General features: G+C 57.7%; 21 protein-coding genes and 1 pseudogene. 11 read left to right on the top strand and 11 right to left on the bottom strand.

The features are described 5' to 3' along the window. Positions 1 to 31: 31 nt before the first annotated feature. Complete coding sequence (locus H5V44_RS11625) at positions 32 to 1498, bottom strand: amidohydrolase family protein (RefSeq protein WP_185193304.1); 1467 nt, start codon at positions 1496 to 1498, stop codon at positions 32 to 34. A gap of 167 nt (positions 1499 to 1665) precedes the next feature. On the opposite strand from H5V44_RS11625, the gene H5V44_RS11620 reads away from it, so the two are divergent. Then, entirely contained in the window at positions 1666 to 2331 is a 666-nt protein-coding gene (locus H5V44_RS11620; RefSeq protein ID WP_185193592.1) for a helix-turn-helix domain-containing protein, read from the top strand. A gap of 11 nt (positions 2332 to 2342) precedes the next feature. Further along, the gene (locus H5V44_RS11615; protein WP_185193303.1) at positions 2343 to 3029 is read left to right on the top strand and encodes a hypothetical protein; all 687 of its coding nucleotides are present in this window, start codon (positions 2343 to 2345) and stop codon (positions 3027 to 3029) included. A gap of 117 nt (positions 3030 to 3146) precedes the next feature. Here H5V44_RS11615 and H5V44_RS11610 read toward each other — a convergent pair whose 3' ends face one another. After that, a complete protein-coding gene (locus tag H5V44_RS11610) occupies positions 3147 to 4145 on the bottom strand; it encodes a glutathione S-transferase family protein (RefSeq protein ID WP_185193302.1) in 999 nt (332 codons plus the stop codon). A 329-nt stretch (positions 4146 to 4474) separates the two neighbouring features. Further along, positions 4475 to 5857 carry an ATP-binding protein gene (locus tag H5V44_RS11605; protein WP_185193591.1) on the bottom strand — a complete coding sequence of 461 codons (1383 nt, stop codon included), beginning with the start codon at positions 5855 to 5857 and terminating at the stop codon, positions 4475 to 4477. Positions 5858 to 6005: 148 nt separating this feature from the next. Between H5V44_RS11605 and H5V44_RS11600 the strand changes: the two genes are divergently transcribed. Beyond that, positions 6006 to 6389, top strand: coding sequence for a hypothetical protein (locus tag H5V44_RS11600; RefSeq protein ID WP_185193301.1), 384 nt, complete (start codon positions 6006 to 6008; stop codon positions 6387 to 6389). 67 nt (positions 6390 to 6456) lie between these two features. On the opposite strand, the gene H5V44_RS11595 is transcribed toward H5V44_RS11600, so the two are convergent. Together H5V44_RS11595 and H5V44_RS11590 are read right to left on the bottom strand one after the other, a co-directional pair. After that, the gene (locus H5V44_RS11595; RefSeq protein WP_185193300.1) at positions 6457 to 6810 is read right to left on the bottom strand and encodes a hypothetical protein; all 354 of its coding nucleotides are present in this window, start codon (positions 6808 to 6810) and stop codon (positions 6457 to 6459) included. Positions 6811 to 6835: 25 nt separating this feature from the next. Further along, positions 6836 to 7144, bottom strand: coding sequence for a hypothetical protein (locus H5V44_RS11590; RefSeq protein ID WP_185193299.1), 309 nt, complete (start codon positions 7142 to 7144; stop codon positions 6836 to 6838). A 450-nt stretch (positions 7145 to 7594) separates the two neighbouring features. Between H5V44_RS11590 and H5V44_RS11585 the strand changes: the two genes are divergently transcribed. The 6 genes from H5V44_RS11585 to H5V44_RS11560 all read left to right on the top strand — a co-directional run bounded on the left by H5V44_RS11585 (position 7595) and on the right by H5V44_RS11560 (position 12308). Then, positions 7595 to 8152: a winged helix-turn-helix domain-containing protein gene (locus H5V44_RS11585; RefSeq protein ID WP_221625711.1), complete on the top strand. Its 558-nt coding sequence runs from the start codon at positions 7595 to 7597 to the stop codon at positions 8150 to 8152. A 4-nt stretch (positions 8153 to 8156) separates the two neighbouring features. Next, the gene (locus H5V44_RS11580; RefSeq protein WP_185193298.1) at positions 8157 to 8621 is read left to right on the top strand and encodes a hypothetical protein; all 465 of its coding nucleotides are present in this window, start codon (positions 8157 to 8159) and stop codon (positions 8619 to 8621) included. 163 nt (positions 8622 to 8784) lie between these two features. Beyond that, positions 8785 to 9462, top strand: coding sequence for a hypothetical protein (locus tag H5V44_RS11575; protein WP_185193297.1), 678 nt, complete (start codon positions 8785 to 8787; stop codon positions 9460 to 9462). 55 nt (positions 9463 to 9517) lie between these two features. Then, positions 9518 to 10384: a serine/threonine protein kinase gene (locus H5V44_RS11570; protein WP_185193296.1), complete on the top strand. Its 867-nt coding sequence runs from the start codon at positions 9518 to 9520 to the stop codon at positions 10382 to 10384. Beyond that, positions 10384 to 11625, top strand: a complete 1242-nt coding sequence (locus H5V44_RS11565; protein WP_185193295.1) for a hypothetical protein — start codon at positions 10384 to 10386, stop codon at positions 11623 to 11625. The genes H5V44_RS11570 and H5V44_RS11565 overlap by 1 nt, the downstream gene beginning before the upstream one ends. After that, positions 11622 to 12308: a metallophosphoesterase family protein gene (locus H5V44_RS11560; protein WP_185193294.1), complete on the top strand. Its 687-nt coding sequence runs from the start codon at positions 11622 to 11624 to the stop codon at positions 12306 to 12308. The genes H5V44_RS11565 and H5V44_RS11560 overlap by 4 nt, the downstream gene beginning before the upstream one ends. A gap of 189 nt (positions 12309 to 12497) precedes the next feature. Here H5V44_RS11560 and H5V44_RS11555 read toward each other — a convergent pair whose 3' ends face one another. The 3 genes from H5V44_RS11555 to H5V44_RS11545 form a co-directional block, all read right to left on the bottom strand. Continuing rightward, positions 12498 to 13586: a DUF4268 domain-containing protein gene (locus H5V44_RS11555; protein ID WP_185193293.1), complete on the bottom strand. Its 1089-nt coding sequence runs from the start codon at positions 13584 to 13586 to the stop codon at positions 12498 to 12500. Positions 13587 to 13902: 316 nt separating this feature from the next. Further along, complete coding sequence (locus H5V44_RS11550; RefSeq protein WP_185193292.1) at positions 13903 to 15276, bottom strand: restriction endonuclease; 1374 nt, start codon at positions 15274 to 15276, stop codon at positions 13903 to 13905. A 131-nt stretch (positions 15277 to 15407) separates the two neighbouring features. Then, positions 15408 to 15752 carry a hypothetical protein gene (locus H5V44_RS11545; RefSeq protein WP_185193291.1) on the bottom strand — a complete coding sequence of 115 codons (345 nt, stop codon included), beginning with the start codon at positions 15750 to 15752 and terminating at the stop codon, positions 15408 to 15410. 212 nt (positions 15753 to 15964) lie between these two features. Between H5V44_RS11545 and H5V44_RS11540 the strand changes: the two genes are divergently transcribed. Both H5V44_RS11540 and H5V44_RS11535 read left to right on the top strand, forming a co-directional pair. Continuing rightward, positions 15965 to 16372, top strand: a complete 408-nt coding sequence (locus H5V44_RS11540; protein WP_185193290.1) for a hypothetical protein — start codon at positions 15965 to 15967, stop codon at positions 16370 to 16372. Positions 16373 to 16794: 422 nt separating this feature from the next. Next, positions 16795 to 17022 (top strand): hypothetical protein, encoded by a 228-nt coding sequence (locus H5V44_RS11535; protein WP_185193289.1) that lies wholly within the window; start codon positions 16795 to 16797, stop codon positions 17020 to 17022. Here H5V44_RS11535 and H5V44_RS11530 read toward each other — a convergent pair. The 3 genes and pseudogenes from H5V44_RS11530 to H5V44_RS11520 all read right to left on the bottom strand — a co-directional run. Beyond that, complete coding sequence (locus H5V44_RS11530; protein WP_185193288.1) at positions 17005 to 17403, bottom strand: hypothetical protein; 399 nt, start codon at positions 17401 to 17403, stop codon at positions 17005 to 17007. The genes H5V44_RS11535 and H5V44_RS11530 overlap by 18 nt on opposite strands. After that, positions 17396 to 17575 (bottom strand): hypothetical protein, encoded by a 180-nt coding sequence (locus tag H5V44_RS11525; protein WP_185193287.1) that lies wholly within the window; start codon positions 17573 to 17575, stop codon positions 17396 to 17398. The genes H5V44_RS11530 and H5V44_RS11525 overlap by 8 nt, the downstream gene beginning before the upstream one ends. A 228-nt stretch (positions 17576 to 17803) precedes the next feature. After that, positions 17804 to 17919: pseudogene (locus H5V44_RS11520) on the bottom strand (IS6 family transposase); the annotation flags it as partial.

Here is a 17919-nt window from a genome sequence, read left to right as displayed (position 1 = left end):
CGGGAGGGAACGGTGACGTGGACATGGTCGATCAGAAGGGGAACTTGTCACGTGCCGATTGGAGGGCGAGACGAGAGAGCAGGCGGGCGGGCCCACGCTTTGGGAGGTCTCGAATCGTCTCGACCGACCCCGGCGGTTCACCGCCTCCAATGTCCAGTTCCCACCCCGTCTCGTCGGCAAAGCGCTCGACTGCCTCCTCCACGCGTTGCTGTACTGTGTCGGAATCCATCGTCTTCGGTGCCCCACCTTGCATCACGATGTCTCCGTCGACGATAACCGTCTCCACGTCCGCCGGCGCGGCGTTGTTCACGACGTGGGCAGGTACGTTGGTCAGCGGCGTGAACTTCGGCTTGTCCACGTTGAGGAGGATGATGTCCGCCCGCTTACCCGGTTCGATGCTCCCGATCTCGTCGCCGATACCCAGCGCCCGAGCACCGTCGATCGTCAGCATCCGCACCAGCTCCATCGAGGAGAACTGGCCGGTCGTCCGCTTGACGTTGGCCGCGAGGCGAGCCTGCCGGGCCTCACCGAACATACTGTAGGAGTCGTGCCAATAGTGGTCGTCGATGCCCAGTCCGACGTCGACATTCGCCTCTCGCAGTTCCGGAACGGGCGTCCACTGCATCTCGGCGTCCGGGTTCCAGTAGCAGAACACCGACGGACAGTGTGCCACAGACGCATCTGCCTCGGCAGTCCGCTCGATGTCCGCCTCATCGGCGACGCGGAAGTGCGCCGCAACCAGTCGGTCGTCGAGCAATCCGACGTCAGCGAGCAGATCGAGCGAATCCTCGCCGCCATTTGCTCGCGCCATCGTGTTGCTCTCTTCGAGTTCCAGTAAGTGGGTGTGGACGAGCAGGTCGGGATACTCGGCCGCGAGATCGGCCGTGCGCTCCCAGAGGTCGCGCGTACACGACCAGTCATCGTGCGGGCAGATCGTCGCCCGGATCCGGCCGTCGTAGGTATCGTGGTACTCGTCGATGAACGTTCGAGCGCGGTCAAACTGCTCGTCGACGGGGACGTCCCAGAACAGATCCGTGATTGTCGGGCCGAAGAAGCCGCGGAGGCCCGCTTCGCCGAACGTCTCCGCGCCCGAACTCGGCCGGACATCCATCGAGTTGATCGTCGTGACGCCCCCGAGGAGGAAATTCAGAGCGGCAAGTTCGTACCCTGCCTCGACCAGATAGTCGAAGTCGCCCTCGCCAAGACGGCCGTAGATGGCCGTCATACTGCCCATCATCTCCAGCAGGTCGAGATCGCTGAACGCACCGATTAGCGGCGTCAGTTCGAGGTGGGTGTGGGCGTTGACCAATCCGGGCATCACCAATTTTCCGTCGCCATCGATCGTGTGCGTTGCTTCGATCTCCCCATCGCCGTCCTCGGACTTGCGCACCTCCGTGATTCGACCGTCGTCGACGAGCACCGTCCCACGTTCGTACAGACGGTTGCGCTCGTCGACGGTGAGAACAAGCGCATCAGAGATAGCGATGTCAACAGGCATATGTCCTCCCTGAAGCGGCAGCCGCGTCAAAGTTGTCGGTACTATCCCGAAAAGACAGTGCCTGAATCGGTAGCGAGCAGACTCCCTCCATTCAGGATTCGCCGATGGATTCATTAGCTATCATCTCGTTCGAGATAACTAGATAGACGATGACGACGACCGAATTCATGAATCCCACCGCTGCGAAGATCGTCTTGGCGGCACAGCGTGGGGATTCAATCAACCGAATCTCGAATAAGATCGGTACGTCGTATTCGTGGGTCTACGACTGGATCGGTCGCTTAGACGACGCAGAAATCATCTCAAATACAGATAGCGGAATTCGAGTTCGGGACTACGAGATGCGACGGCGCTACGAGGAGATGATGGGGACGTTGTACAGCCGCGATGATGTTTCACAGGAGGACGCGTACGTGATCCCCCACTTCACCGGGATGGAGTTCGCCTATACGGAGATCGATGCCGCCTACGTCTGGACGCACGGCGGATTCCAGATCGCCAGAGGCCACGACGACTACCCCGTGTTTATCGAGGTTCACGAGCGCGACGTCGATCGGTGGATCGAGTTCTTCGAGCGGTTCGGGATCGACACGACCGTGGGTGAGCGCCCGGACGCGGCCGATGTTGACGGGAGCGTCCACTACGTCTTGTTCCCGCAAGCAGAGGGCATCGACGTTGAGTGGGTCGACGGCAATCCCGTGATTCCGATGGACGATGCGGTCAGTCAGATGATGGAGGCCCGGCCGGCGTACGAACCGGCATTGGAGATGATCGCCGACGAGCACGACGTGGAGATCGACGTGAGTCACCACGACCAGATGACTGCTGACTGAACGAGCCACCAATGAGCCTCCAAGAGCGTCAGGCCGAACTCATCGACACACACCGCGCCGTACAGGACGAAGAACTACCGTACGTCCTCGTCGGAGGATGGGCAATCTCGGCGTTTCAGACCCGATTCACTACTGATGTCGATATGGTGATCCCTGAAACAGAACTCGATGCGTACGACGCCCTCCTCGACGAGTTGGGGTACAGCAAAGCGTTCGATAACGACGTGGCAAACGTGTACGAGGGACGAATCGTCCGGTACGAAAAACCAGTTGGCGACAACGCGGTCGAATTTGACGCACTCGTCGGCGCACTTCGCTGTCGCCAGACCGATGCGGAATGGTCGTACCGCTATCTCCACGAACACAGCATCGTTGAGTCACTCGAAGTAGCGGAGGGTCTGACAGCTCGGATTCCCGAGCCGGCACTGCTGTTCGCGCTCAAGCTCCACAGCGGTCGGCTCGCGGATGCACGGGATCTGGTGATCGTCGGTGCCGAGGCAGATCTCGACAGCATCGAACAACACATCCATCGCGGGAATCCGAACCAGTTGGCCGAGCAAACCGAACGCGTGCTGGCGGAACTCGAAAGTGACGAGTTCGCGGACTCGTTTAAGGGTGTGTTCCAACAGAAGGAACTCCCAGAAGACGACATCAACGAACTAATCCAGTTCTTGCGAACCCAACTCGACAGACTCTGATAGAAAGAAGGAACGCATTTCGCCCGGATACCTGTAGATACCTCGCTGGTGCGGGGATCACGGATCTGCTCGGTGGAGCTGTTCATCTTCGATGGCGCCGCTGGCCGTACCCACGTCCTATGTCTGTACTGCTGGCTCTTCACTCGACAGCCGGTCGCGGTCGTGCGGCGCGTCGAAGTCGATATCCGGGCCGATGGGCGTGATCTCCCCCTGATAGTAGCCCTGATCCTTGATGTGCTCCATTCGCACCGTCTCTGCGACACCCGGCGTCTGGTAGAGGTCGCGCAGGTATGGCCAGAGGTGCTCGTACTGGTGGAGGTACTGCCGATCACAGTTGAAGGCCGTATGGTAGCAGTGGTCGAAGCGGACGAGCGTCGGGAACATCCGCACGTCTGCGAGAGTCAGCCGGTCGCCCGCAAGGTACCGCTGGTCGGCCAGCACCTCGTCCCAGTAATCGAGCGCATCGAACACGTCGGTGACAGCCTCGTCGTAGGCTTCCTGCGACTCCGCGAAGCCGGCACGGTAGACACCGTTGTTGATGGAGTCGTAGATGGCGTCGATGATGCGGTCAATCTCCTCGCGGTAGCCCTCGGGATACAGGTCGAGACCCTCGTCACCGACACCGTCGAACGCGGTGGCGAACATCCGCATGATCTCGATCGACTCGTTGTTGACGATGGTGTCTTCCTGCGTGTCCCACAGCACGGGCACGGTCACGCGTCCCGTGTACTCGGGATCGGCCGCGACGTACACCTCGCGCAGATAGTCGGCGCCGTTGACGGTGTCGGGCGTGCAGCCCTCCTTTTCGGGCGTGAACTCCCAGCCCTCATCCTCGCGGACGGGATCGACGATGTCCATCGTGATGGCGTCGGTGAGTCCGGCCAGCTGGCGCGTGAGCGCAGCCCCGTGTGCCCACGGACAGTTCCGCGCGACGTAGAGGTGGTAGCGGCCGGCCTCGGGTTCCGGCCCGTCTGTGACGATGTCGTCCGCGCTTCGGTACGTACCGCGAATCCAGTCGCGGAACGAGGTTTCGACCCGGTCGAACGCACCATCCTCGTCGGTGTACGGTTCGAGGTCTGTCTTCCACTCGCCGTCGACGAGCATATTCCGTCCCATACACTCCGGTTCGTGCTCAAGACCTACAATTGTGCGGACGAGATGGGTTCCGCCACGGCGACACGAGAACCAACGCGATATGACTCATCGAGTCGCCTGTCTCGACGACGAGGCGACAGTCGGCGAAACGATCCGGCTCTTCGGTGGGGATACTCCAACCGAGCAAGCCATTTACCCCGGTGACTGACTGACTCTCCCGCCGCTCTCGCTCAAACCAGTTGGTATGTGATCGGTTCTTCTTCGTGCTTGCTCAGGAAACAGCTGACGTCAAACAACCGTCCGCCGTCACTTTCTGGAAGGAACGAGTGTTGGCCGCCTGAGTCGCGGAATCAGAACGCGGTGACGACATCCGCGACCGAGAACAGGCGGAGGTCGTCACGTTCCTCTTCGGCCTCAATCAGGCTCCGGTTGAAGCCACTCCGGGAGAACAAGCAGAACTCGTGAGTGACGTCTCCCCCGCCCTGCGGCGTCCAACGGATGTCCTCCACGTCGCTTTCGAGGTCGTGCAGTACGTCGTACCCCACCGGCTGGCTGGTGAACTTACACTCGCCGGCGACCATCGTCTCGCCGGTTGTCAGTCCGACCACGTCGACCTCCTGCTCTTGATACCACCAGCGGCCGACGCGATCGAAGGTGTACCCGTCGTAGAGGTCATACGCGGCGTTCCGACACAGTTCTTCGAACTTCGGACTGACCGCGTCCGCGAGGTGTGGTTCGATCAACTCCTCGTAGGCATCGGTGCCTGCCCGGTCGTACTTGTCACCCTGCCCGTAGACGAATCGGAACCAGAATCGGAACAGTGCATCCTTCAACACGTACTGCCCGCGTCGCGATTGCGCGGGGTTTTCGGTCACCGGCACCTCCCGGTCGACGATCTCCAAGTCCTGCAGGTTCTTCAGGTAGTGGCTGATCTGGTCAGAATCGATGCCAGCTGCTTGTGCGATCTCGTTCGGGGTCTCGTTCCCGGCGGCGATCGTCTTCAGGATCGAGAAGTAACGGTTCGGGTTCTCCAGCTCGGTGCGCAGCACGTACTCGGGTTCGTCGTGGAGGAATCCACGCTTCGAGAGCACGGCATCCCGGATGTTCTCCCGCAGTGGTCGGTCGTCGTCAACGGCCTGCAGGTAGTGCGGCGTCCCGCCGAAGACGCCCCACGCCAGCACTGTCTCCTCGGGGTCGTAGTCGGGGAAGAACTCCGTGGCAGCGTCGAACGACAGTTCCTCCAGCTGGAGACGCATGTCGAACCGGCCGTGAAGCGGGCTTCCGCCGCTCATCACCTTCTCCTTCATCATGCTGATCGACGAGCCGACGAGCACCAGCGTGGCACTCGTGCCCTCGACCTCGTGATCCCACAGCCGCTGGATGACCGAGGGAAGGCTCTCGTCGCTCTCGATCAGGAACGGAAACTCGTCGAGGACGATCAGCGCGTCTTGCTCGATCAGGTAGCCGAGGACATCCTCCCACTCGCGGCGGATGCGCTCGATACCCGGAAAGGTTCGTGTGGCCTCTGCCACGAAATCGTCGAGTTGCACCTGCTTCGTCGTCTCCGTGGCTTGGTAGTAGACGACATCGTCCCTGTCGCGGATGGAGTGTTCGACCAGCTCCGTCTTCCCGACACGCCGGCGGCCCCAGACGGTGATCAGCGAGGGCTCGTCGGTGTCGTACCGCTCTTGGAGGGCCGCAATGTCCGCATCGCGGTCGACGAACGCGTCCATATGCTCACAGTCTGGGGCCATCGCAATAACAGCGTCGAATAAGGTAGATTGAAATAGGGTATTTCAGAATACCTAATTCTGAATTACCTTATGTGGGCTCCCAGTGACCGGGCCGGCATTTATCCGAAGTCAGTGACGTCGGCGCCATATGCGAGGGCCCAAGTTCGACTCCAGCGAGGACGGCAAAGACGCGCTGGCCACAGTTCATGGAATCAGTCGTGCGCTGATCGACAAACTGTTCGACAAAACCGACGAGGTCGCTCCCAAGCTCGTCCAAGAGTACGGTGTTGAAGGCGAGGTCGACATCGATGTTGTGAGGGAGTACCTGAAGATTGCGTTCTGTGAGGACATCGCGTGGATGGCGGATCAGGGAGTGTGGGATGGAGACGAGGACGTGGAGCGGATCGTCACCGAGATGGACGAGTACGCAGAGGCGAACACGAAAATGATGGTGGGTCGGGTCGCCTCCCGTCACCGAGATATGATGCGACTCAGCGGTGCCATCATACAGGAGACGTTCAGCAGCAAGTAGGTCACGGTCACTCGAGCATATTTCCCGACTTGTCGGTCGACTGGGTGACAGCGCATTCCCGGCCAGACTACCAGATCTGGCCCCGATCGTCCAGCTTCTCGGTCAGCTCCTCGACCTCCTCGAAGTAGACGTGATACCGGTTCCGCCTGACTCCCTCGCCGGAGACCTCAACTTCACCCTCTGAGAGGTGCTCTCGGACAACGCTTTGCGCCTGCTCAATGTCGGTGTCGGCGGCAGCGGCGATCCACTCCATCCCTCGCCACCGCGGGTACTCGTTCGTGAGGACGTGATCGACTCGCTCTTCTGGAGTCATATCGGCGGGATAGTCTGGCTCCAGCTCGTCGGGATCGGAAGGTGGCTCGAATGCCTCTTTTGCATCGTTGAGCGCGTCTCGGACGGAGTCAGGGAGATCATCGGTCATGAATCCGAATCCGCCGTGCGATAACTTAGTTGCCGGCGTCGGGATCAGAAGATCGCTCAGTGCCACGCCTGATGTTCTCGCGATGATGCTCTGCCTCACCCATCCTGCCGTTGATGGCTTTCTGGAGATCATCCAGCGTGTCGAATTCTCCCTCGGGCAATTCCTCTGGAGACACTACCCACTCTGAGTCGTATCGTTGGCGATGCCACTCTCCGATGGCCTCGAGCGCCTCGTAATAGTCTACACCGGCCTCCTCGGCAACTTGCCGAATCGTCAGCTCGCCCTCGGCCTGTCGTTCGACCAGCTCGCGTAGCGATGAATCGCCGTCACTCATGGTTTGATTGTCCCCACACCGCCTGCGTGGGGCGGGAACATCCCCGACCCTGCCTCGCTGGCAGGGGCTTGGCATTACCCAGCAATTACGGGGATTCTCCCGACCACTCAGCTGTTCTGATTCGATCTGGATAAATCACCGGGAGCCCCCCTCACAACGAATCATAGCTCTTCAGTCGGGGTTGACGCTACCGAGGGTAAACACCGAATCACTCCTACCTCGAAATCCGCTTCAACTATTCGGCCCGGGCTGTCGTGATTACAACTTGACGCCGCCGATACGGTGAGGAGCGGCGTCTGGTGAACCGACTGCGCGAAGTACCAGTTTTCGCTTCCACTACGAGTTGTTCTTAGTGAAGATGGAAAATTAGGCCGACGGGATGGTGTGCCCAACATCCGAGACAAGTATATTGCTCCCAAGACTAATATACTCACGTCTGCAAGACTACGTATGACCGACGACCGCCCCGTCGACGTGAACGAACGCGTCACTGAGGAGTGGAAAGCGGATACCACGCCCGGCGAACGCGTCCGCACGGTGATGAAGCGGACATATGACTCCCAGCCAGTCGCCACGATCGCCGAGCGGGCGCTGACCTCAGAAACGACCGCACGCAAGCACCTCGATATTCTCGCCGCTGACGGGTTCGTCGAGTCCGTCTCCCGGCCGGACGAGCGGGGGACGTGGTACAGGCGAGCACCCCGCTCGGTCGTTCTCGAACGCGCCCAGCAATTGCTCGACTCGGTCGATGTCGAAACGTTGTCGACGCGTATCGCGGAGCTTCGCGAGACCGTCCGCGAGTTCGAGGAGCAGACGGGGGCCGAGTCCCCCCGTGCCGCGGCAGTCGACGACATCGGACTGGAACCGGCGGCGATGACGGAGTGGCAGACTGCCCAACGAAATCTGAAACTCGCACGGGCCGCCCTCGCGCTTGCGGATGCGACGGATGCCGTCGAGGATGGCACCGGATCGGGCGAGCAGGGCGAACCAGCAGGCATCAGTAGTTGACACGATGGAGGACTCCGAGTCGCACTCGTTGCGAGGGCCCGTCGACGCAGGCGCACTCTATGATTTTCGTTCCGAATTTGAACGCCTCGAACCCCTTGCGAGTGGGTCACTGGATGTCCCGGTGAATCCCGACGAACTGCGTCTCCAGCTCGATGACGGCATCGGCGAGGCGACATCTGCGAACCTCACCGTTCGGTGGTCGGTACAAAACGACTACAATGTTCACTACAGCGACGATACGGGTCGAAACCTTCGATGGGACGTGCATCCCCACGAGTACACCGAACCTGATGGCGACGGGCATTACCACCCACCGCCGAACGCATCGAGCGATGACGATGACGTTTCGGAGTCCTGTATCCGAGTCACGGAGATAGTGCTCGTCGCGCGTGCCGTCCACCAGCTGTGGCGGGCTGGGTACGAGAGTGGGACTGCCGAACCGCTCAACGATGCGACCAACCCACCCTAGCGCACTACATACGTCGGCAATACAACGACTTAGTCACTTTATGCGGATCTGACCATCGCAACGGGCTTCATAGTGTTCCGCGGCCGGAACACTCTCGGCGACATAGCACCAAATATTATCCCAACTGTATTACAACCAGTCCACAAAGCGAGGGACAGCCATTATGGGATTCAACTCGGAATCGGCATTGAAGGAAACAGCAACGCCGGTACTGAAATGTAAACTAGCGAGAAACGAAGCCGAGGTCGTGGAAGAGTTCTCCTATAGCGCCGGACGGACAGACCTCGTGTTCACCTACAAATCCGATGCGTATCTCCGTCGGCGGGTTGAAGAGCTAGGCGTGGGGATACCGATCACAGACAAATCGCATTTGAAGGCCTTCCTCCGCCTGCATAAGCGTGGTGAGATCACCGAGGAGTACTTCTGCCAACTCGGAGCGAACAGCCGCCGGGAGAGCGAAAAGGCGCTTGAATGGCTCCTCGACAACGGCTTCGCAGAACGGACACCAGACGGCAAGGTTCGTACCGTCCCTTACCTCCGGCGGCACATCACAACCGCAATCGCTGTCGAATTAAAACTGGAAAAGTGGAGAGATGCATTCAGACAAGCTCTCCGAGGAAGGTCGTTCTCTGAGTACCAGTACGTCGTACTCGATGCTGATCACGTCTCGCCTGCCCTCAAAAACATAGATATGTTCGAGAATCAGGGAATTGGGTTGGCCTCGGTCGACACCGAGGGCACGTTCGTCGAGCATCACGCTCCAGACAAGCAGCGACCATTCTCGGAGTTGAATACGTGGAGACTGAACGAGAAGACCCTCCGACAGTCAAGCGAAGCCTAAGTGTAGTCTCACGTTCACCACAGAGTCTTTACGGGACGCCTGCGCAATCGCCAATATGGGCGGTTCGATTACGCTTAGTCAAGTTCAGGACAAATATCCCCGACACAACCTCAAAACAAAACTCGACAGCGGTGGGCAGAAAGAGGTTTTCAAGGGAGAGTTCGACGGTGAGGACATCGTTCTGAAGACAATCATCGCAGAGGACTGGGAGGCCACCAAGCGGGCCGAGTTGGAGATTCGGGCTATGAAGGAGATCGACTCCGATATTATGGTCGGTCTCCGGCAGGATTTCCAAGATGTCATCGACGACCACGAGGTGTTCGTGATGGTTGAGGAGTTCGTTCCGGGAGGAACTCTACAAGACCAGCTACAGGAGGAGGGGCCGAGTGTCGAGCTGGCGGCTCGGGTCGGACGCGATGTCCTGACCGTACTGCAGGAGTTCAACGAACAGGATTTCGTCCATCGAGACATCAAGCCGAAGAACATTATGATCCAGCCTGATGGTCAGGTCAGACTCCTTGACGTCGGAATCGTCCGCTCTATCGGGGAGGCAGACACTGACTTGACGCCGACCGACCGGCCAGCGGCCCCCGGTACCCCCGGATTCCGAGCCCCAGAACAGATGATGAACGACAAGGAGCGTCAGGACACGCGGACGGACATCTTCTCGCTTGGCATCACGATGTTTGCCACGATGACTGGGGTTCACCCGTTCGATGTCGACGGGATGGATTTACAGGAGGCCATTCAGGCAGGCACCCACCGAAATCTCAGCGATCACTTCCCCAATCCAGACGCAGACGGCTTGCAGGAGCTGGAGTGGTATGTCCACAAGATGATCGAGACCAAGATGCACCGCCGGTTCCTGACACCGGAGATGGCACTCGACGAGCTAGAGAGAGTTATGGAGGAGATAGCATGATGTTCGACGAGCCCACCTTCCTGATCCAGTTCGGATACAACGGACAAACGCTCGTGGAGCGAGCCTTTGAGGGTGACCACGCTGATGGAGTGATTCTGAGCCCGACCGACTACGAGTACGACAAGAACCAGAATCTCGCTCGTAAAGTAAACCGGTGGGGAGGAACCGTCCTTTTCGATCCACAGTTCTACATCCCACGAACCCAACGACCCGCCGCTGAGACCTATCCTTACTTCGAAGAGAAAGGCGGCGACAACTTCGAAACGGTTGTCGTGTCCGAAAAGAAGAGCAGGCAGGAACTGTGCCGGCAGATCATCAACGTGCAGGACACGATAGACGTTGATGCGTACATCACCCCGGCACGGTACTTGGACACCTTCTCCGACCGGAAAATCGAGGGATGGGTGCGTCTGACCAAGACGTTCCTCGAGGTCGCCGAAGAGGAAGGCAGGGATATCCCAGTATTTGCATCTCTTCCGATCTCGGGCGCCAGCCTGAACGAGCAGGATCCACGGGACAAGCTTCTCGACCGCATTACGTCAGTCACGCCCGATGGTTTCTACGTGTCAGTCGAGTATGACAGATACCGTCAGCATCCCCTGTTCGGCGCCTCGGAGGTCTACTCCTATCTCGACCTCCTGAAGAATCTCCGATACAACCACTTCGACATCGTCCTCGGCCACACTCATCAGATCGCACACTTGGCCCTCGGGCTTGGGATCAACGCCTTTGCGTCGGGTCACTACAAGAATACGAGGGCATTTGACACCGACCGCTGGATTCCTGAGGACAGCGGGTTCGGAGGCGGCAGCGTATTCTACTACTACACGGATGAACTTCTCGCCGATCTCCGCGTCGAGCAAGATCTTCAGGTGCTGTATGCATCCCCCGGATTCGACATTGACCGCATCCGTATGTATTCCCCGTACGAGAACGATCTGTTCGGCTCAACCTCTCCCGAAGAGGCCGAATGGAAGGCGGCCGGGGCCGAGTGGGATCACTGGATTTGGTCGTGCTACCAGATGTCTCGTAAGTACAGGGATAAGTCTCTCCGCGAGCGAATCGAAACAACGGAGTCGGTTCTGGAGAACGCTAGCAACTTGTATGACGAGATCAAGACGGATGTCTCCCCGCTCGATTCCGTTGAAGAAGACATCTACGCGGACTGGGAGACGGCATTCGATAGTGTACGCTCAGAAGCAGACATCAGAGAGATCGAGAGAGTGCTAGCGAGGATATGAAGATTGGCGTCCTTTCGGACATCCACTCGAATGCAGTGGCGCTAGAAGCGGTTCTGTCACGGTTAGAAGATGCCAATGTTGAGGAGTACATTTGCGCAGGCGATGTCGTTGGATACTACTCACGTCCGAACGAAACTATCTCGCTTCTTAAGGAGGTCAACCCCCTGATTGTACGGGGGAACCATGATGAGGGAGTGACGACTGAGACACCCACCTCGTTCAATTATTACGCTAAGAGATCGCTGGACTGGAATCGACGGGAGTTAACCGAAGAGGGTATGCGGTTTCTTCGACGACTTCCACCGACGATTCGAACAGAGATAGGTGGTCGGGAGGTATTTATCGCCCACGGATCGCCGAGGAATCCGATCAGCGAGTACATTCACGAGGAGGACATTTCAGAAGAATTTCTAGATTACAGCTTCGAGAATCCACCCGAAGTGGTCGTTTTAGGACACACCCATAAGCCGTACGTAAAGAAGGTCGGAGATACTCTTGTTCTCAATCCGGGAAGCGTCGGTCAGCCTCGTGACCGTGATCCTCGGGCATCATTTGCTGTCCTTGAAACAGAAAAACCGTCCGCTGAAATCAGGAAGGCATGGTACAACGTCGATGAGATCGCTGAGCACACCAAAGAGTACCTGCCTCGGAAGCTCGCTGACCGTCTCTACGAAGGCAAATGATCGGTGAAGACCTCGACACTCCTACGTTTTGACTTTCGGGGTCTCACGTCCGATACGCAATAATGCAGCAGATAGCTGTATGAACTACCAACTGACTCCACCTTAGAGGGCCGTCTTTCGCTGATCCACAACCCTCCTCGGTTCTAATATATAGAATGCAATTGGGCAAACATTCCTCTCTCAATGCGCCTATCGCAGTTCCTCGTCCAAGACCGGCGTCAACTGTTCGTGGAATTCCGCCAACCTATCGACGGCCCACTCCTTGAGTTCCTCGTCCTCTAGCGCGTCGTCCAGTCGGCCAACCTCGCGTCTGACATAGAGCCGCGTGTACCCGCTGCTCCCGTACTCTTCGGAGTGGATCTCCTCGGGGATATCCAGCGATCGGTCTTCGATCGCCGCCAGCATCGTCTCAAGCATTTCCTCGTTCCGTGCGGACTCGTCGAACTGGAAGTTCATCACGACGTGGAACTCCTTGTCGCCGGGGTCGCCTTTGAAGTGCCACACGAATTCGACATCCGAGTGGCCAGCCGGGATCGTGAGCCAGCTGTCGCTGCTGGCACTTCTGCTCGTGACGCCGGGAAGTTCCTCTTTGAAGCGTTCGAGTACATCACCGAAGAACCGACGGTACTTCTTCTGCTTCGGCGACGCCTCCCGTTCCTTGATCTCCTGCGTCTCGTCGGCGCCGATGATTGTTGGGACGAACATCTCGGCGTCGTTCCGCTCGTAGTAATCGAACTCGACGCAGTTGATCTTCAAGTCGTGGGCGTCCCGCAGCCAGCGCGTCATCCGCCGGACGTCGTCGGTGATGGTGTACGCGACCAGCATCAGCTGGGGCGACTCCAGTCCCTCGGCGAACTCCCGCTCGAAGTCGTCGATGTCGAACTCCGTATCCTCCTCGTGGTCAAAGGCCTCGTAGAGTTCCTCCAGCGACTCGTAGGTGGTGAGGTCGAAGAACTCGTCCTGATCCAGCCGGGCCAGCGATGACGCGTAGTCGAAGAGTTGCGTCACGGCCGAGCGCGGCGAGCGGTCGCGCTTGAACTCGATCGTCGTGAGCGTCCCTCGCTTGTCGCACACGAGCAAATCGGGCTCTTTGCCGGTCGGCAACTGAATTTTACTCCCGAGAACGACGTTCTCGCGGGTCGTCAGCGTCCCCATCACCAACCGCGGGTCGCTGTGGATCACCTCGTGGAGGTCGTCCTCCAGATGCTCCTCGCTGTACTCCACCTCCTCAAGATATTCAATTTCGCCGTCCTCACGACGAAAGCCGATCAGTGACATTATCGATAACTGTGAGCGGCCGCTCAAAGACTCTTCCCTGACGATTAGACGAGTTAGAACGGAGAATACCGAGTGAAGTTTGATCGGTAAGGAGAAATCATCGATAGAGGGTCGAATGCCCTTATGCGCATACAATCCGTTGTCACGACAATATTGGCATCGACTAAGGTGATTCAAAATACGGTATTTCAAAATACCCTATTTCGAATTACCTTATCTTGCTGAGGCATTCCACAGAGGGATCAGCTCACAGAGCGATTCGACGGCAAACGACACACCTGAAGGGGCTCGATTTGCGATGGGGATTCTCCGTCAGTCAGATGATGCCTGCACTGACGAGACCGAATATGGGTGCAAGAAGTAGCGACACCAGTACACCGGCGACCAACGGCGGATTTTCGCGTGCCTTCTCGTGAAGCGGCATTTCCTCATACTCGGCACGGAATGTCTCCAAATTCCCCTCGTCGTAGAAGTACTTCGTCTTGAACGCGAATCGCTCGGTGACGGCACAGCCCGTGCAGACGGGCGCCTGTTCCAGCCGCTCCGTCTTGGTGTGGTCTGGACAGTTGATGCTCCCGCAGTTGGTACAGAACGTGTAGTCGGTATCCTGTCCGGCCGTCTCGCAGTGGACGCACCGATGGATGCCATCTTCAACCGTCACGCGTGACGGCCCAGCGGCGTAGTACTCGTAGGGGTACTCGTACTGCTGGAGACGTGTTGTCTGGCGGATCTCCGGGAGATAGATCGGTGTGATCGACTGCACTGAGATGTCCGACTGATTCGGCTCGCAGGTCTTGGTGTAGGTGACGTTGTTGTCTCCGGTGTAGGAGACCGTCGTGGTGTGACGCTCCCGCAGTCGGTCGACAGCCCAGTCTTTGTACTCGGTCTCCGTCTGGCCGAACCGGTGAACGTCGATGGTATCGAACACATCGGCGAATTCCTCTTCGTCCAGCTCGGTCGTCTGGCGTCTGTTCTCCTGAATGAGCCTACGAACCGCCCCTTCCATTATGTCGGGTCGTCCCCGCCGAGCGTGGACGACGAACCGATCGGTCTCGTCGATGCGGTGGATAACGCCGACCGACGTTTCGAACACAGCACCGACATCTGCCGTGATCAGGACGACCGGCTGGAATTCCGCCCGTGCTTGGGGCGTCGATATCCCACCCGCGTCGATGTTGTCGATGTCTCGGAAGGCCTCGCGTATGGGAGCATCGACACCGCTGGTGGGATCGAACGGGCGCAGGGTCTCGTCACAGATGATCTCGATGCGGCCGTTGTAGAGATCAAGCCCGATCTCGTCGGCGATCTCTCGCAGGTCGGTGCCGTCGATGAGTTCGATGGGATGGGGATCGCCAGCCTCGCGGAGGTTGGTCGCGTACTCCCGCGCCGGAGCAGTGAATCGCCCCGTCGTCACGACCATGCCGCGCTTGGGGCCGTCGAAGTCGAACGTCGACACCGCCGAGTGGAGTTTCTGAACCACGGGTCGGCCAACCGAACCGGTGTGCTTGCACTCGACGACGATCGCCCGACGCGTTCCGTCGACGACCTCTTCCATAAGGATATCCCGTCCCTTGTCGGCTGTACGCTCGGCCTGTCGAACGTTCTCGTAGCCGAGATTGCGGAAAACATCCTCCATCAGATCCTCAAACTCGAAGCCGGAGAGGTCGTCTAATAGTTCCGCGTCGCTCATCATTTGCAATCGTAGTACGTATTAGGTATATGGATTTGCTTATAGCAGGGAGTCACATAGAGCGTTCCCACACCCAAGCAGGATTCTTCAATACAAGGGATGCAGTCATCGACGATGGACTTCCAGCAGATTCAGTCGTCTGTATACTTGTCTAACGTTTCCTGTATTGACTCCTCATCAACTTCTACTTGTTCTCCCCCAATTTCGAGAAATTCTACATCTCTATCCTTGAGACGGTCATAAATCCAGTTTCCTATGACACTGGCAGATACGCCAGCCCCAACCTGCAGAACCCACTCAGAAATTTCTGGCCCGCCAACTCCCTTCCGGATTTTCGTCCCCTCATAAACGATTCTCGTATCATCTTCGATTGTATTCGACATCCCCTGAGCCACCCGCTTATCATCCGGTTCCAGAAGATCGTAGTTTACCATCCTGTCACGGTATGATATCCTAAGTTTCGTAGAGCCGACCATACTGAGTGTTCCCCTCTATGATAGTTAACCGTTTGGAGAGTATCCAAAATACATCTACGTGGGCGTTTGCTTCGACTACGATGCTCCTCAATAAGCAAGAGTTCTATAACACTCTCGATAGCCAAATATACTAATTGTACTGCAAATACCGATGCGCGATCACTCACTCTGATGATAGCAATCAAATACTGTGCTGGGGAATCTTAGTCAATGTGCTCCCTGACGACCTTCCTGTTGACCCCGATCAGTTGCTGACGTGGCACACGGAGTGTTGGCAGTGTGGCGAGGACACTCCTGTCGTTTGGCCGCGGCACGATCATCTCGATACACCAATCGGCGATGTCCTTGCGAATTACGATACCCCCGTCGAGCGTGTCTACAGCAACACTCTCGAAAAAGAGGTGTGGGGAAACGTCTGCCAGCACTGCGATTCCTATCAAGGCAACCACTACATTCGCAGAGAAGCGATCGAGATCGATCCACCCGTGGTCGAGTGTCCCAACTGTGGCGAGAAACACGAGTGGCGACCTGACGAGGGGCTCGGCGGTGCCTTTGGACAGGGCTGGGTCTCCTGTCCGGAATACGGTGATGTTCCAGTTGGCGACCCGCGCGAGGACTAACTATCGAAGTCACCCACACGCGCCACGTCTTGAATGTAAGCTCGGGAGTACAGATCATCGACACCCCAGTTGAATTGAGCACCCACACACCCCACGTCTTGAATGAAAACTCAAGAATACAGTTCACCAGTCCCGGAGTCCAGTTGGGTACCCACACACCCCACGTCTTGAATGAAACCGCGGTAATTCTCACTCACCGCTTACCCTGTGCGCGGTACCCACACACCCCACGTCTTGAATGAAATCTACTCCAACCCCCTCTGTTTCTCTTGGAACTGTAAAATCTCGCTTGTGACGTACTGACTAAACCCGTGGAGTTGGTATGGTACCTACGGGGATAATCTAGAACGCCATCACAGTCAAAGAGACGTCAGAGCAGCTGCAGGCCGGCATTCATTAGGGTCGAGTCATCGGATCCGGATATGCCCGATGACCTTGGCACGACATTGGAGATCCTGAGGAGGAACTACGAGGATCTGGACAGCAGCAAGTCAGATGAGCAGCTACGACACAATATGCAGAACTTTCTGGCAAGCGTGAACTCGCTCGTCGCCCATTCCTATCGAATCGCTGGAGAACACGAGGAGACGGAGGAGTGGGAAGTTGAGCAGAAAATGCGGGAGCTACAGGAGCTATTGGACGGTATCTGAGCCACTGTTACTGGTCTCCTCACGGATCCGCTGCCACTCCTGTTCTCGGTACTCACGCAGTATCTCGAATTCTCTCTCGTATTCGTCGTGGAACTCGAGAGCCTGCCCGACAGCTTCCCGCATTTCTTTCTCCACCTCTGGGGAACAGAGATTGGGCGCGAACATATCCACATAGGCGTCGACATCTCCGTCATACACTTCCCGAACGAAATCGACGGCGTGCGTCACCCAAATCCGATGGACATACCCACCATAGACGAGGTTCGGTTTCACGCCACAACACCCGATCCGGTTCTCGATGCGGTCGAACCGTTCTGGCGGCTCAAGGATTGGATCCGGGAAGTCATCCAATTCATAGTGTGAAGGAAGGTCGTCACTCATACTCCACCCAGTCCGATGTCGCAACAAACCGTTCGATCAGTTCATCTTCGTCGTACTCGTCCCGAGCTGCTCGTCGTATCGCTTCCTCTATCTCGCGGTCAACACGAATCCACTCAGCTGCCTCAAGTGCCTCCTCCTCGTCGACCGGCGCTTCTACAGCCACGGAGACCAAACCAAACCAAACCAAACCATCGGATCATCTGATTCTGGAAGTTCCGAGAAATCGCCCTCCGCCCTCTCAAAGTCGGGAAACCCCACGATGGGCGTAGCAGCAGCCGCTACGAAGGAATCGCGGCGTTCCATACTCGGGACAATGCACTGTATGATAGAATATGTTGCCTTTCCGATAACAGAAAGTATCGAGTGAGGACTCCTCTCTCGTGGATCGTGATTGGTCGCGTTAAATTTGGCGTGAATTGTGCCGGACAGCGAGAGCTTGGAGCCACGATTCTGCTGTCGGTGGGTCGATATGACTGAAACTCGTTGCAAACGAAGACGTTCGTCGTTCTATTTCCC

The organism is Halobellus ruber, assembly GCF_014212355.1.
Classification (GTDB): domain Archaea; phylum Halobacteriota; class Halobacteria; order Halobacteriales; family Haloferacaceae; genus Haloquadratum; species Haloquadratum rubrum.
The sequence above is the reverse complement of the archived record's forward strand: the minus strand, read 5'-3'. Positions and strand labels throughout refer to the sequence as shown.